This is a genomic window from Candidatus Pantoea soli, assembly GCF_007833795.1.
GTDB lineage: Bacteria > Pseudomonadota > Gammaproteobacteria > Enterobacterales > Enterobacteriaceae > Pantoea > Pantoea soli.
In genome coordinates this window covers 2502049-2516730 of record NZ_CP032702.1, presented here as the reverse complement: position 1 = coordinate 2516730, position 14682 = coordinate 2502049, and the positions used below count along the sequence as shown (strand labels likewise).

General features: G+C 58.5%; 12 protein-coding genes. 11 read left to right on the top strand and 1 reads right to left on the bottom strand.

Annotated features, from left to right (window positions below; genetic code table 11):
* Positions 1 to 93 precede the first annotated feature (93 nt).
* The 9 genes from nuoG to D8B20_RS11635 all read left to right on the top strand — a co-directional run bounded on the left by nuoG (position 94) and on the right by D8B20_RS11635 (position 10767).
* Positions 94 to 2817 (top strand): NADH-quinone oxidoreductase subunit NuoG, encoded by a 2724-nt coding sequence (nuoG, locus tag D8B20_RS11675; protein ID WP_145889034.1) that lies wholly within the window; start codon positions 94 to 96, stop codon positions 2815 to 2817.
* A complete protein-coding gene (gene nuoH / locus D8B20_RS11670; RefSeq protein ID WP_145889033.1) occupies positions 2814 to 3791 on the top strand; it encodes an NADH-quinone oxidoreductase subunit NuoH in 978 nt (325 codons plus the stop codon). The genes nuoG and nuoH overlap by 4 nt, the downstream gene beginning before the upstream one ends.
* A 12-nt stretch (positions 3792 to 3803) precedes the next feature.
* Positions 3804 to 4346, top strand: a complete 543-nt coding sequence (gene nuoI / locus D8B20_RS11665; RefSeq protein WP_128601518.1) for an NADH-quinone oxidoreductase subunit NuoI — start codon at positions 3804 to 3806, stop codon at positions 4344 to 4346.
* A gap of 10 nt (positions 4347 to 4356) precedes the next feature.
* A complete protein-coding gene (gene nuoJ, locus D8B20_RS11660) occupies positions 4357 to 4908 on the top strand; it encodes an NADH-quinone oxidoreductase subunit J (RefSeq protein WP_145889032.1) in 552 nt (183 codons plus the stop codon).
* Positions 4905 to 5207 (top strand): NADH-quinone oxidoreductase subunit NuoK, encoded by a 303-nt coding sequence (nuoK, locus tag D8B20_RS11655; RefSeq protein WP_013509877.1) that lies wholly within the window; start codon positions 4905 to 4907, stop codon positions 5205 to 5207. The genes nuoJ and nuoK overlap by 4 nt, the downstream gene beginning before the upstream one ends.
* Positions 5204 to 7039, top strand: a complete 1836-nt coding sequence (gene nuoL, locus D8B20_RS11650) for an NADH-quinone oxidoreductase subunit L (protein ID WP_145889031.1) — start codon at positions 5204 to 5206, stop codon at positions 7037 to 7039. The genes nuoK and nuoL overlap by 4 nt, the downstream gene beginning before the upstream one ends.
* A gap of 115 nt (positions 7040 to 7154) precedes the next feature.
* Positions 7155 to 8675 carry an NADH-quinone oxidoreductase subunit M gene (nuoM, locus tag D8B20_RS11645; RefSeq protein ID WP_145889030.1) on the top strand — a complete coding sequence of 507 codons (1521 nt, stop codon included), beginning with the start codon at positions 7155 to 7157 and terminating at the stop codon, positions 8673 to 8675.
* A gap of 6 nt (positions 8676 to 8681) precedes the next feature.
* A complete protein-coding gene (gene nuoN / locus D8B20_RS11640) occupies positions 8682 to 10139 on the top strand; it encodes an NADH-quinone oxidoreductase subunit NuoN (protein ID WP_145889029.1) in 1458 nt (485 codons plus the stop codon).
* Positions 10140 to 10314: 175 nt separating this feature from the next.
* Positions 10315 to 10767, top strand: coding sequence for a GNAT family N-acetyltransferase (locus tag D8B20_RS11635; RefSeq protein WP_145889028.1), 453 nt, complete (start codon positions 10315 to 10317; stop codon positions 10765 to 10767).
* A gap of 28 nt (positions 10768 to 10795) precedes the next feature.
* Here the strand turns inward: D8B20_RS11635 and D8B20_RS11630 are convergent, their stop codons facing one another.
* Positions 10796 to 12454, bottom strand: a complete 1659-nt coding sequence (locus D8B20_RS11630; protein ID WP_145889027.1) for a glucan biosynthesis protein D — start codon at positions 12452 to 12454, stop codon at positions 10796 to 10798.
* A 288-nt stretch (positions 12455 to 12742) separates the two neighbouring features.
* Here D8B20_RS11630 and elaB point away from each other — a divergent pair, with 288 nt between their 5' ends.
* Together elaB and D8B20_RS11620 are read left to right on the top strand one after the other, a co-directional pair.
* The gene (gene elaB, locus D8B20_RS11625) at positions 12743 to 13063 is read left to right on the top strand and encodes a stress response protein ElaB (protein ID WP_145889026.1); all 321 of its coding nucleotides are present in this window, start codon (positions 12743 to 12745) and stop codon (positions 13061 to 13063) included.
* 156 nt (positions 13064 to 13219) lie between these two features.
* The gene (locus tag D8B20_RS11620; protein ID WP_145889025.1) at positions 13220 to 14416 is read left to right on the top strand and encodes a nicotinamide mononucleotide deamidase-related protein YfaY; all 1197 of its coding nucleotides are present in this window, start codon (positions 13220 to 13222) and stop codon (positions 14414 to 14416) included.
* The last annotated feature ends 266 nt before the right edge of the window (positions 14417 to 14682 follow it).

Here is a 14682-nt window from a genome sequence, read left to right as displayed (position 1 = left end):
CTTTACGGAATCGCCCGGGCCAATCTGGCGCAGGCGACAGAATCAGATGTTTAACGCTCGTCCCCGGACGAGCCTTACGGAAGCATGTTCACTATGGCTACAATCCATGTAGACGGTAAAGAATATGATGTGAACGGAGCGGACAACCTGCTGCAGGCGTGTCTTTCTCTGGGCCTTGATATTCCTTATTTTTGCTGGCATCCGGCGCTGGGAAGCGTCGGGGCCTGCCGCCAGTGCGCGGTAAAGCAATTCCAGAATGCCGAAGATACCCGCGGTCGCCTTGTCATGTCGTGCATGACACCCGCGTCGGACGGAACCTTTATTTCCATTGACGATGGCGAAGCCAAAGAGTTTCGTGAAAGCGTGGTGGAATGGCTGATGACCAACCACCCGCACGACTGTCCGGTGTGCGAAGAGGGCGGTAACTGCCATCTGCAGGATATGACGGTAATGACGGGGCACAGTTTCCGTCGCTATCGCTTTACCAAGCGTACTCACCAGAATCAGGATCTCGGTCCGTTTATCTCTCACGAGATGAACCGCTGTATCGCCTGCTATCGCTGCGTGCGTTACTACAAAGATTACGCAGACGGTAAAGATCTCGGTGTCTACGGCGCGCACGATAACGTCTACTTCGGACGTCCGGAAGATGGCACGCTGGAAAGCGAATTCTCCGGTAACCTGGTGGAAATCTGCCCGACCGGCGTCTTCACCGATAAAACCCACTCAGAACGCTATAACCGTAAATGGGATATGCAGTTCGCGCCCAGCATCTGCCAGCAGTGCAGCGTGGGTTGTAACACCAGCCCTGGCGAGCGCTATGGCGAGCTGCGCCGTATCGAAAACCGCTATAACGGCACGGTAAACCACTATTTCCTGTGCGATCGCGGTCGTTTCGGCTACGGCTATGTCAACCGCAAAGATCGTCCACGCCATCCGGAGCAGCTGCGCGGGAACGATCGCATTATGCTGAACGCGGAACAGGCGGTAAATGCGGCGGCGGATATTCTGCGTCAGGCGAAAAAAGTGATTGGCATTGGCTCGCCTCGCGCCAGTATTGAAAGTAACTTTGCGCTGCGTGAACTGGTCGGCGCGGAGAACTTCTCTACCGGCATGCCGGCCGGTGAGCAGGCGCGCGTGGAGCTGATGCTCAAAGTGCTGCAGGAAGGCGGCATCTACACGCCATCGCTGCGTGAAATCGAAAGTTATGATGCGGTGCTGGTGCTGGGTGAAGATCTGACTCAGGTCGGCGCACGCGTGGCGCTCTCCGTGCGTCAGGCTGTGAAAGGCAAGGCGCGTGAAATGGCCGCAGCGCAAAAAGTGGCCGACTGGCAGATCGCCGCCATTCTCAACATCGGTCAGCACGCGAAGCATCCGCTGTTCGTCACCAACGTTGATGAAACGCGTCTGGATGATATCGCTGCCTGGAGCTATCGCGCACCGGTTGAAGATCAGGCTCGCCTTGGTTTTGCCATTGCCAGCGCGCTGGATGAAAGCGCCCCGGCGGTGACAGGATTTGACAGCAGCCTGAACAGCAAACTTGATGTAGTGGTGCAGGCGCTGGCAGGGGCGAAAAAGCCGCTGATCATCTCGGGTTCACACGCCGGCAGCACCGCCATGATTGAGGCGGCAGCCAACGTGGCCAAAGCGCTGAAAGCGCGCGGTGCCGATGTGGGCATTACGCTGCTGGCCGATGCGGCTAACAGCATGGGCCTTGGCCTGATGGGCGGTCAGTCGCTGGACAGCGCCCTGCAGCAGCTGCGCAACGGTGAAGCTGATGCGCTGGTGGTGCTGGAGAACGATCTCTATCGTCATGCGCCAAAGGCTACCGTGGATGCGGCGCTGAACAACACCGCCAGCGTGATTGTGGTGGACCATCAGCGTACCGCCACGCTGGAAAAAGCCGGTCTGGTGTTATCGACCGCCAGCTTTGCCGAAAGCGATGGCACCTCCATTAACCATGAAGGCCGCGCTCAGCGCTTCTTCCAGGTTTACGATCCGGCTTACTACGACAACAGCATTGTGATGCTGGAGAGCTGGCGCTGGCTGCATTCGCTGCACAGCACCGTGCAGAGCCGTCAGATTGACTGGACCCAGCTGGATCACGTCATTGACGCCGTGGTGGTGGCACTGCCGCAGCTGAAAGGCATTAAAGACGCGGCACCGGATGCCAGCTTCCGCATTCGCGGTCAGAAACTGGCGCGTTCCCCGCATCGCGCCAGTGGCCGTACCGCTGCCCGGGCCAACATTAGCGTGCACGAGCCGCGTCAGCCGCAGGATAAAGACACCATGTTCGCCTTCTCCATGGAAGGGAACAATCAGCCAGGCGCGCCGCGTTCGCAGATCCCCTTCGCCTGGGCTCCGGGCTGGAACTCACCGCAGGCATGGAACAAGTTCCAGGCCGAAGTGGGCGGGAAGCTGCGTTTCGGCGATCCGGGCGTGCGCCTGTTTGAGGCCGGCAGCGGTTCGCTGCCGTGGTTTACCGCTATTCCGGAGCGCTTCACCGCCGGCAGCCAGTGGCGCGTTGCACCTTACTACCAGCTGTTTGGTAGCGAGGAGATGACGCAGCGCTCGGCCACCTTCCAGAAACGTATGGCACCCGCCACGCTGGTGATTAACCCGGCGGACGCGGAGAAGCTGGGCGTCAATGCCGGCGCATCGGTCGAGCTGGTCTGTGCCGGTGAAACCCTGCGTCTGCCGGTGCGTTTCTCTGCTGCGCTGCAGGCAGGGCAGGTGGGGCTGCCGCTGGGCATGCCAGGCGTGCCGCCGTTCCTGGCGGGTGCGCAAATTGACAAACTGCAGGAGGCCGCGCAATGAGCTGGCTGACACCGGACGTTATTGACATCATCCTTCAGGTGGTAAAAGCCATTGTCATCCTGCTGGTTGTGGTGGCCTGTGGCGCCTTCATGAGTTTCGCCGAGCGCCGTCTGCTTGGCCTGTGGCAGAACCGTTATGGTCCAAACCGTGTTGGCTGGGGCGGCTCGCTCCAGCTGGCAGCGGACATGATCAAAATGTTCTTTAAAGAGGACTGGGTTCCGCCGTTTACCGATCGCTTCATCTTTACCCTGGCACCGGTTATCGCCTTCGTTTCGCTGCTGCTGGCGTTTGCGATTGTGCCGGTATCCCCTAGCTGGATGGTGACCGATCTCAACATCGGTTTGCTGTTCTTCCTGATGATGGCCGGTCTGGCGGTGTATGCGGTGCTGTTTGCGGGCTGGTCGAGTAACAACAAATACTCGCTGCTGGGGGCGATGCGTGCTTCGGCACAGACGCTGAGCTACGAAGTGTTCCTGGGTCTGTCGCTGATGGGTGTCGTGGCGCAGGCCGGTTCCTTCAACCTCAACGCCATTGTCGAGAGCCAGACGCATCTGTGGAACATCATTCCGCAGTTCTTTGGCTTTATCACCTTCTGCATCGCCGGTGTTGCGGTGTGTCACCGTCACCCGTTTGACCAGCCGGAAGCCGAGCAGGAACTGGCGGACGGTTATCACATCGAATATGCCGGGATGAAGTTCGGTCTGTTCTTTGTGGGCGAATACGTGGCGATCACCACCGTATCTGCGCTGATTGTCACGCTGTTCTTTGGTGGCTGGCACGGTCCGTTCCTGCCACCTTTCATCTGGTTCGCCCTGAAAACGGCGTTCTTCATGGTGATGTTTATCCTGATTCGTGCTGCGCTGCCGCGTCCACGCTATGACCAGGTGCTGTCGTTCGGCTGGAAAGTATGTCTGCCGTTGACGTTACTGAACCTGCTGGCTACCGCCGCAGTGATTCTGTACAACGCGCAGTAAGGGGTTTTTGAGATGACTTTAAAAGATATTGTCGTTGGCTTCGGCACGACAGTGCGCAGTATCTGGATGATTGGCATGCACGCCTTTGCCAAACGCGAAACCCAGATGTATCCGGAAGAGCCGGTCTACCTGCCACCGCGCTACCGCGGCCGTATTGTGCTGACGCGCGATCCGGACGGCGAAGAGCGTTGCGTCGCCTGTAACCTGTGCGCCGTGGCCTGCCCGGTGGGCTGTATCTCGCTGCAGAAAGCAGAGATGCAGGATGGCCGCTGGTACCCGGAGTTTTTCCGCATCAACTTCTCACGCTGCATTTTCTGCGGCCTGTGCGAAGAAGCCTGTCCGACTACGGCTATCCAGCTGACCCCGGACTTTGAGCTGGGTGAGTTCAAGCGTCAGGATCTGGTGTACGAAAAAGAGGACCTGCTGATTTCTGGTCCGGGTAAATACCCGGAATACAACTTCTACCGCATGGCGGGGATGGCGATCGACGGTAAAGAGAAGGGCGACGCGGAAAACGAAGCCAAACCGATCGACGTCAAAGGCTTGTTACCTTAAGGAGTCAGGTATGGAATTTGCGTTTTATCTTTGCGGACTGGTGGCGGTGCTGACGACATTGCGCGTCATCACCCACACCAATCCGGTACACGCGCTGCTGTACCTGATTGTTTCGCTGCTGTCGATTGCCGGCGTGTTCTTTTCCATGGGTGCCTATTTTGCCGGTGCGCTGGAAATTATCGTCTACGCCGGTGCCATCATGGTGCTGTTCGTGTTCGTGGTGATGATGCTGAACCTGGGCAAAACCCAGCAGCAACAGGAGCGCGAATGGCTGAAGCCGTCTCTGTGGATCGGGCCGGGCATCGTTTCGCTGCTGCTGCTGGTGGTGATGATTTATGCCATCTCCACGGCAACCGATCAGGGCATTGACGGCACGGTTATTGACGCGAAAGCCGTCGGTATCAGCCTGTTTGGCCCGTACGTTCTGGCCGTTGAGCTGGCATCCATGCTGCTGCTCGCCGGTCTGGTTGTGGCCTTCCACATCGGGCGTGAAGATCGTCACGGCGAAGTGCTGAGCAACCGCGTCAGCGATGCTGCAGCGAATAAGGAGGAGCACGCATGATCCCGTTACAACACGGTCTGATTCTGGCCGCTGTACTGTTTGTCCTTGGCCTGACCTCGCTGGTGCTGCGCCGTAACCTGCTGTTTATGCTGATTGGTCTGGAGATCATGATCAATGCCGCGGCGCTGGCGCTGGTGGTGGCAGGCAGCTACTGGGGACAAGCCGACGGTCAGGTCATGTATATTCTGGCCATCAGCCTTGCCGCGGCGGAAGCCAGTATCGGTCTGGCGCTGCTGCTCCAGCTCTATCGTCGTCGTCAGACGCTGAACATTGACACAGTGAGCGAGATGCGCGGATGAATCTTCTCTATTTAACTGTACTTTTTCCGCTGATCGGCTTTTTGCTGTTAGCGTTTTCTCGTGGTCGCTGGTCGGAGAACCTGTCAGCCGCGGTGGGAATGGGCTCAGTCGGCCTTGCCGCACTGACAACCATTTTTGTCGGGATGGATTTCTTCAGCCAGGGACAGCAGCCTTTCACCCAGGCGCTCTGGACCTGGATGCACGTCGGCAACTTTGACATCAAAGTTAACCTGGTGCTGGACGGTCTGTCGCTGACCATGCTCTCTGTGGTGACCGGCGTCGGCTTCTTCATTCACATGTTTGCCTCCTGGTACATGCGCGGTGAAGAGGGCTATTCACGCTTCTTTGCTTACACCAACCTGTTCATCGCCAGCATGGTGGTGCTGGTACTGGCCGATAACCTGATGCTGATGTATCTGGGCTGGGAAGGCGTGGGGCTGTGCTCGTATCTGCTGATTGGCTTCTATTACAGCAATCCGGAAAACGGCAAAGCGGCCATGAAGGCGTTTATCATTACCCGCGTCGGGGATGTGTTCCTCGCCTTTGCGCTGTTCATCCTTTATAACGAGCTGGGCACGCTGAACTTCCGCGAGCTGATGGCGCTGGCACCGGCGCACTTTGCCGCTGACAACCACATGCTGCAATGGGCTACCCTGATGCTGCTGGGTGGTGCGGTGGGTAAATCGGCTCAGCTGCCGCTGCAGACCTGGCTGGCCGATGCGATGGCAGGCCCGACGCCGGTCTCCGCACTGATTCACGCCGCTACCATGGTAACCGCCGGTGTTTATCTGATTGCCCGTACCCACGGCCTGTTCCTGCTGACGCCAGATGTGCTGCATCTGGTGGGCATTGTTGGGGCAATTACGCTGGTACTGGCAGGGTTCGCCGCGCTGGTTCAGACCGACATCAAACGCGTGCTGGCCTATTCGACCATGAGTCAGATTGGCTACATGTTCCTTGCGCTGGGTGTCCAGGCATGGGATGCGGCCATTTTCCACCTGATGACGCATGCGTTCTTTAAAGCGCTGCTGTTCCTCTCGTCGGGTTCCGTGATCCTGGCCTGCCACCACGAGCAGAACATCTTTAAAATGGGCGGCCTGCGTAAAAGCATTCCGCTGGTCTATGTCTGCTTCCTCGTGGGGGGCGCCGCGCTGGCGGCCCTGCCGCTGATTACCGCGGGCTTCTACAGTAAAGATGAGATCCTGTTTGGCGCGCTGGCCAATGGTCACATCAACCTGATGATTGCCGGTCTGGTGGGCGCCTTCCTGACCTCCATTTATACCTTCCGCATGATCTTCATCGTGTTCCACGGCGAAGAGAAAATTCATGCTCATGCCGGAAAAGGCATTACCCATCATCTGCCACTGATTGTGCTGCTGGTGCTCTCTACCTTCGTTGGCGCGCTGATTACGCCACCGCTGGCGGGCGTACTGCCGGAAAATCGCTTCGGCGAAGCGGGCAAAGTGGCGCTGGAAATCACCTCCGGTGCAGTGGCCATTATCGGTATTCTGATCGCTGCGGCGCTGTGGCTGGGCAAACGCCAGCTGGTGACCCGCGTGGCCAACAGCGCGCCAGGCCGTTTCTTTGGCACCTGGTGGTTCGCCGCCTGGGGCTTCGACTGGCTGTACGATAAGGTGTTTGTTAAACCTTACCTCGGCATTGCCTGGCTGCTGCAGCGCGATCCGCTGAACTCGCTGATGAACATTCCTGCGCTGCTGTCGCGCGTCGGAAACAAAGGTCTGGTAGTGAGTGAAAACGGTTATTTGCGCTGGTATGTGGCTTCCATGAGCGTGGGTGCCGTCGTGGTGCTGGCGCTGATGCTGGTGATTTAAGATTGATGAGCGGGGCGCGCCGTGACCGGGTGCCCCACCTGAGCATGTTCAAAATTGTCGGACGTCCGGGCAGGTCAGCTGCCCGAACCAGGACAAAGATTAGGGAATGTACGCCGTGTTATTACCTTGGCTAATAATTATACCCTTTGTCGGTGGCCTGCTGTGCTGGCTGGCTGAGCGCCTTGGCGCGAAGGTGCCGCGCTGGATCGCGCTGATTACGATGGGGCTGACGCTGGCTCTGGGTCTGCAGCTGTGGCTGCAGGGAGGCTATTCGCTGACGCAGGCGTCCGGTCTGCCGCAGTGGCAGTCCACTTTCCTGGTGTCGTGGATCCCGCGCTTTGGCATTAACTTCCATCTGGCGCTGGATGGCCTGTCGCTGCTGATGGTGGTGCTGACCGGCCTGCTGGGTCTGATGGCGGTACTCTGTTCATGGAACGAAATCGAAAAATATCAGGGTTTCTTCCACCTTAACCTGATGTGGATCCTCGGTGGCGTCATCGGCGTGTTCCTGGCCATCGATATGTTCCTGTTCTTCTTCTTCTGGGAGATGATGCTGGTGCCGATGTATTTCCTCATCGCACTCTGGGGACATAAAGCGTCTGACGGCAAAACCCGTATCACCGCGGCCACCAAATTCTTTATCTATACGCAGGCCTCGGGCCTGGTCATGCTGATTGCCATTCTGGCGCTGGTGTTTGTGCACTACAACGCCACCGGCGTCTGGACCTTCAGCTATGAAACGCTGCTGAAAACGCCAATGTCGCGTCATGTAGAATTCCTGCTGATGCTGGGCTTCTTCATCGCTTTCGCGGTGAAAATGCCGGTGGTTCCGCTACACGGCTGGCTGCCGGATGCTCACAGTCAGGCACCGACCGCCGGTTCTGTGGATCTGGCCGGTATTCTGCTGAAAACCGCTGCTTACGGCCTGCTGCGCTTCAGCCTGCCGCTGTTTCCGAACGCCTCGGCAGAGTTTGCGCCTGTTGCCATGTGGCTGGGTATCATCGGTATCTTCTACGGTGCCTGGATGGCATTTTCGCAAACCGATATCAAACGTCTTATCGCGTATACCTCCATTTCGCACATGGGCTTCGTGCTGATTGCCATCTACACCGGCAGCCAGCTGGCGTTCCAGGGCGCGGTGGTACAGATGATCGCCCACGGCCTGTCAGCCGCTGCGCTGTTCATCCTGTGTGGCCAGCTGTATGAGCGCCTTCACACCCGTGACATGCGTCAGATGGGGGGGCTGTGGTCGCGCATCAAGTGGATTCCGGGTCTGTCGCTGTTCTTTGCCGTGGCGAACCTGGGGATGCCAGGCACCGGTAACTTCGTGGGTGAGTTTATGATCCTCACCGGCAGCTTCCAGGTGGTTCCGGTGATCATCGTGATTGCCACCTTTGGTCTGGTGTTTGCCTCGGTTTACTCGCTGGTCATGATGCAGCGCGCTTACTATGGCGAAGCAAAATCTAAAGAGCCGCTGGCGGGCATGTCGTCACGTGAATTCCTGACCATTGGTGTTCTGGTCGTGCTGCTGGTGCTGCTGGGGATTTATCCGCAGCCAATCCTCGACACGTCCCACGCTGCGATGAGCAATATTCAGCAGTGGTTTACCGCTTCAATTTCAACTACAAGGCCGTAATTCGCCATGACAATAACTCCTCAACAATTGATCGCGTTGCTGCCGCTGTTAATCGTCGGATTGACGGTGGTGGTTGTGATGCTGTCCATTGCGTGGCGACGCAACCACTTTGTCAATGCGACGCTGACCGTTATCGGACTTAACCTTGCGCTGGTGTCTCTGTGGTTTACCGGCCAGGCAGGGGCGATGGATGTTACGCCGCTGCTGCGCGCAGACGGCTACTCCATGTTCTATACCGCGCTGGTGCTGCTGGCGAGCCTGGCGACCTGTACATTTGCCTATCCGTGGCTGGCCGGTTTCCCGGACAATAAAGATGAGTTCTACCTGCTGGTGCTGATCGCGGCGCTTGGCGGCATCGTGCTGGCCAGCGCGAACCATCTGGCGGCGCTGTTCATCGGTATTGAACTGCTCTCTCTTCCGCTGTTTGGTTTGATCGGCTATGCCTTCCGTCAGAAACGGTCGCTGGAAGCGGCGCTGAAGTACATGATTCTGTCTGCAGCGGCTTCCTCGTTCCTGATCTTCGGTATCGCGCTGATTTATGCTGATTCCGGCAGCCTGAGCTTCGTGCAGCTGGGCAAAAGTCTGAACGACACCATGATTCAGCAGCCGCTGCTGCTGGTGGGTCTGGGCATGATGATTATCGGCCTCGGCTTTAAGCTGTCGCTGGTGCCTTTCCACCTGTGGACGCCAGACGTGTATCAGGGTGCGCCGGCACCGGTCTCGACCTTCCTGGCCACCGCCAGCAAGATTGCGATCTTTGGTGTGATCATGCGTCTGTTCATGTACGCACCGGTGACGGACAGCGAAGCCGTGCGCACCGTGCTGGGTGTGATCGCCTTCGTGTCGATCCTGTTCGGTAACCTGATGGCGATTTCGCAGAGCAACATCAAGCGTCTGCTCGGCTACTCCTCTATTGCGCACCTTGGCTACCTGCTGGTGGCGCTGATTGCGGTGAAAACTCATCAGCTGTCGCTGGAAACCGCGGGCGTTTATCTGGCCGGTTACCTGTTCAGCAGCCTCGGCGCGTTTGGTGTTGTGAGCCTGATGTCCAGCCCGTATCGCGGCCCGGACGCTGATTCGCTCTACTCCTATCGCGGTCTGTTCTGGCACCGTCCGATCCTGTCCGCCGTCATGACGGTGATGATGCTGTCACTGGCCGGTATCCCGATGACGCTGGGCTTTATCGGCAAGTTCTATGTAATTGCTTCGGGCGTGAACGCACACCTGTGGTGGCTGACGGCGGCCGTGGTGGTGGGCAGTGCTATCGGTCTCTACTATTACCTGCGCGTGACGGTGAGCCTCTACCTGAGCCCGCCGGAGCTGCATACCCGCGATACGCCAGCCAACTGGGCGTTTACCGCCGGCGGCGTCGTGGTGCTGATCTCCGCGATTCTGGTGCTGCTGCTGGGTGTCTATCCGCAGCCGCTGATTCAGCTGGTGCAGATGGCACAGCCGCTGATGTAAGCGCAACGATGCATAACAATCAGGCCTGCGGGCCTGATTTTTTTTGCCGGTAATCTGAGAAGACGATCACACTACGCGGCGCTGCCGGCCCGCACGTTGCGCCGTTCGCTGCACCGATCTGCCGCGCTGTGATACCCTCATCCGTTCGCTTTTTTCGCTCAGATAAGGAAGCAACATGGATATGCAATGGCATGATTGCCACCACAGCGCGCTGACTGCACAGCAGTTGTATACCCTTCTCGCGCTGCGCAATCAGGTGTTTATCGTGGAGCAGAACTGCCCCTATCAGGATATCGACGGTCAGGATCTCACGGCGGAAAATCGCCATATCCTGGGCTATCTGGACGGCAAATTACTGGCCTATGCCCGCTTGCTGACCCCAACGCTGGAGGCTTCGCCGGTGAGCATCGGACGGGTGATCGTGTCAGAAGAAGCACGCGGTCTGAAGCTGGGCTATCGGCTGATGGAACAGGCGCTTAACAGCTGTGAGCGGCACTGGCCGCAGCGCGCGGTGTACCTGTCAGCCCAGGCGCATCTGGAGGGCTTTTACGCCCGGCTGGGTTTCAGGGCGGTGACAGAAGTCTATCTGGAGGACAACATCCCGCATCTGGGGATGCAGAAAGCATAACGGCGGAGATTGCTCCCCGCCGTTATTCTCAGCCCGGCGTCATCTGCCGGTCATCGGTGTATTTGCGCTGGTCCGGCGGCGGCGGGAAGTACTGATACAGCCAGGTTTCACTCAGCGTTTCCTCTTTGGTGCGCAGGAACAGACGCATCTCAACCGGTTTGGTCGCATCGCTGTCAGGATACCAGTCAAACAGAATGCGGTAGCCATTGATGGGTTCCACATACAGAATCTCTACCTGCCGGACGCTGCCTGCCGAGACGGTGATCACCGGTTCGATCCCTTTCGGTGCGGCGGCTTTCAGATCGCCGTCGATAAAGTCGATGGCGAAACGGCGGCACCATTTTTCCGGGAAGTGCTCGCCCGGCGCCCAGCCTTCCGGGAAACCGCCAATGCCGGTGCGGGTCGCATCCACGCGCGCCAGGTTGCTGCGTACGGGCGGCAGCTGGCTCCAGTAGAGCTTGTACTGGAAAGAGAATTCGCTGCCGGCTTTAACCGGTTCTGCCGGCTGCCAGAAGCAGACGACGTTATCCAGCGTTTCCCCGGTGGTCGGGATCTCCATCAGATTGATCGCCCCTTTACCCCACTTGCCAACCGGTTCAACCCACAGGCTCGGACGTTTGTCATACCAGCCAATCACGTCCTGATAATCGCGGAAGTCATGATTCAGCTGCAGCAGGCCAAAACCGCGCGGGTTCTCATCCTGATAGGCATTGAACTGCAGGCGCTGAGGATTGTTCAGCGGACGGGCAATCCACTCGCCGCTGCCGCTCCACATGGCCAGCCGATCGGAATCGTGAATCTGCGGATGATAGGTGTTGCACATGCGGCGTTCGTTGGTGCCGCAGCTGAACATGCTGGTCATTGGCGCGATGCCAAGCTGGCGGATCTCGTTACGCGCAAACAGGTGGTTTTCCACCTCCATCACCACGCGCTTCTCTTCACAATGGATGGTGAACTTATAGGCGCCGGTGAGGCTGGCACCATCCAGCAGGGCGTAGACCACAAAGGTGGTGTCTTCGGCTTTTGGCGTTTCAAACCAGAAGGCGGTGAAGTCGGGAAACTCTTCTTTGCCATTGCTGAAGGTGTTAACGGCAACGCCGCGTGCCGAAAGGCCATACTGATAGGTTTCGTCTACCGCGCGGAAGTAGCTCGCCCCAAGGAAGGAGACGATATCGCGGCGCGCCAGCTCCGGTTTTTTAAAAGCGCGGAAGCCGGCGAAACCGAGGTCGGTTTTGCCCACCAGCTGCTGCGTATCAACGTTGGCGTTGTGGTAATTAAACAGCTCCGGGCGGAAGTGAATTTCCCGCGCTTCGCGGCTGGCGGCATCCACGGAGAACATGCGGATACGGCGTTTGAAGCCCATGCCAACATGGAAAAACTGCACGTCCAGCTGACGGTCAGGCAGGGTATTCCACAGCGAGTGGCTGGCGTCGTACTGGATTTCGTTGTAGGCCTGCGGCGTCAGGTTCGCCAGCGTATCGGGCAGGGGGCCGGGTGCGCCGCCCCACGGCTGTTTTGCCAGCGCGGCGGCTTTCTTTTTCAATACCTCGAAATCAAAGCGCACAGCGGTTCCGTCGGCGATACCGTCATCGGCCCAGGCGGATTGCGCAAACAGCGAGGAGAGCCCGGTCATACCGCTGACGGCAGAGAGGGCCATGGACGCTTTCATAAATTTTCTACGATTCATGCCGGAAATCTTTTCCTTAGCTGCTCGGGTGTATTGAGTCTGTCGCCAGACGTTTAGCGTCAGGTTACAGGGGGTTACGACAGTGACGAGCCTGAAAAATTCAGTCTGCCGAAAATTTATCAGATTAATCGAATAAACGAAGCATAATTCCGCGCGCCGCGGCGGGAATGCTAACATTTCGCCGGCGAACCGCACGCGGCCACGCCGGGTCAGGCGCAGCGCGTCAGCAAAAACCTGATTAATGACTATAGTTAATCGACACCGCGTTTAAACATGGAGGCTTTTCTTATGTCATCTTCAGATCAATTTGATAATCGTTTTGAAACCCGTCTTGATGACGACCTGGCGCTGCTGACCGAGACGCTGGAAGAAGTTCTGCGCTCATCCGGCGATCCGGCCGATCAAAAATATATCGAACTGAAAGAGAAGGCTGAGCGTGCGTTGGAAGACGTGAAAAACCGCGTCAGCAATGCGTCCGATAGCTACTACTACCGTGCGAAACAGGCGGCTTATCGTGCCGATGATTACGTGCATGAAAAACCGTGGCAGGGGATCGGCATCGGTGCCGCCGCTGGCCTGTTTGTCGGTCTGCTGCTGGCACGCCGCTAACGGTATCGCGGGCGCGATGCCAGTCGCGCCCGGTTCTGCTGTTTCCCCGCTTTACTGCTTTTTACCGCGCGCCGTCGGTGTTTAATCCCCTCTGAATCATTGTGTTTCACCTGTGGGCTTTCTACAGTAAAGCGACAGGGATAAGGAGAACGCAACGTGATACGTGTCGAAATGCTCGCGACGGGCGATGAAGTGTTACATGGGCAGATTGTGGATACCAATGCCGCCTGGCTGGCGGATGTGCTGTTCCGGCACGGATTACCGATGACCAGCCGCACCACGGTGGGCGACGCGATGTCCTCTCTGGTTGAGGCGCTGCAAAGCCGCAGTCAGGTGGCTGATGTGCTGATTGTAAATGGCGGGCTGGGCCCGACCAGCGACGATCTCAGCGCGCAGGCGGCTGCGGTGGCAAGCGGCACCGAACTGGTGCTGCAGCAGGAATGGCTGGAGAAAATGGAAGCGTGGTTTGCCAGCCGCGGACGCGTTATGGCTCCGGCCAACCGCAAACAGGCAGAGATCCCTGCCGGCGCAGAACTGATCGACAATCCGGTGGGCACCGCCTGCGGTTTTGCCATGCAGCTTAATCGCTGCTGGATCTTCTTCACGCCTGGCGTGCCGTCAGAGTTTAAAGTCATGATTGAGCAGCAGATTATTCCGCGTCTGCAGGCGCGTTTTACGCTGCCGGAACCGCCGCTATGCCTGCGCCTGACCACTTTCGGCCGCGGCGAGAGCGATATTGCCGCCGAACTGGAGCCGCTGCCGCTGCCTGATGGCGTGGTAATGGGGTATCGCTCTTCGATGCCGGTGATTGAAATCAAACTTACCGGCCCGGCCAGCCAGCGGGTGGCGATGGAGCAGGTGTGGCAGCAGGTGAAGCTGCTGCTGGCGGAGTGCACCATTTTTGAAGGCACAGAAGGCCTGCCGGCGGTGCTGGCGCGCGAACTGGACCAGCGCGGCTTCCGCCTTGCACTTAGCGAACAATACACTGCCGGGTTGCTGCACTGGCAGCTGGCCGCCGCCCAGGTGCCGCTCAGCGCCGCCGAGCTGCTGCCGGCACGTGAGGAGTCGCTGGAGGCGCAGGTGACGCGCACGCGTCAGTTAGCCGCGCAGCAGGGCACGGTACTGGCCTTATCGGTGGGTGACCTGCAGGAAGGGGAAGTCTCGATTGCACTGCACACGCCGGAAGCCAGCTGGGGCCAGCGGGTGAAATTTACCCACGGGCGGCACAATGTGGAAACCCGTCAGAAAGTCGTGGCGATGATGGCGATGAATATGCTGCGCCGCTGGCTGCACGGCAGTGAAGTCAGTACCGGTCACGGCTGGATTGATGTGCTGGAGACGGTGAAGCGCTAACGCCATGGTGCTGGCGCTAATCTTCAGACAGGTCAGAGAGGAGGTTGAGCTCGCCCGAAACGGCAAAACCCTGCTCCCTGCCGGCCCCGACATGCGGCATCGCTGGCGCGTGTCGTTTGGTTTCGCTCAACATCCCGCTTCCCGTTAGCATCGGTGTTGCTGCGGGTTAGCGTTGTTGTGCCGCCATGACGAAGCCAGGGGCGCGTGGGGAGGCTGCCGCTTGCAGCCGCCTCTGCGCCAGGCGCCAGGGATGGATTTACGCCGGT

Excerpts from the sequence above, each read along its gene's own strand:
- nuoI (WP_128601518.1), top strand. The coding sequence starts at position 3,804 with ATGACTTTAAAAGATATTGTCGTTGGCTTCGGCACGACAGTGCGCAGT.
- nuoL (WP_145889031.1), top strand. The coding sequence starts at position 5,204 with ATGAATCTTCTCTATTTAACTGTACTTTTTCCGCTGATCGGCTTTTTG.
- nuoG (WP_145889034.1), top strand. The coding sequence starts at position 94 with ATGGCTACAATCCATGTAGACGGTAAAGAATATGATGTGAACGGAGCG.
- nuoK (WP_013509877.1), top strand. The coding sequence starts at position 4,905 with ATGATCCCGTTACAACACGGTCTGATTCTGGCCGCTGTACTGTTTGTC.
- D8B20_RS11635 (WP_145889028.1), top strand. The coding sequence starts at position 10,315 with ATGGATATGCAATGGCATGATTGCCACCACAGCGCGCTGACTGCACAG.
- nuoJ (WP_145889032.1), top strand. The coding sequence starts at position 4,357 with ATGGAATTTGCGTTTTATCTTTGCGGACTGGTGGCGGTGCTGACGACA.
- D8B20_RS11630 (WP_145889027.1), bottom strand. The coding sequence starts at position 12,454 with ATGAATCGTAGAAAATTTATGAAAGCGTCCATGGCCCTCTCTGCCGTC.
- nuoH (WP_145889033.1), top strand. The coding sequence starts at position 2,814 with ATGAGCTGGCTGACACCGGACGTTATTGACATCATCCTTCAGGTGGTA.
- elaB (WP_145889026.1), top strand. The coding sequence starts at position 12,743 with ATGTCATCTTCAGATCAATTTGATAATCGTTTTGAAACCCGTCTTGAT.
- nuoN (WP_145889029.1), top strand. The coding sequence starts at position 8,682 with ATGACAATAACTCCTCAACAATTGATCGCGTTGCTGCCGCTGTTAATC.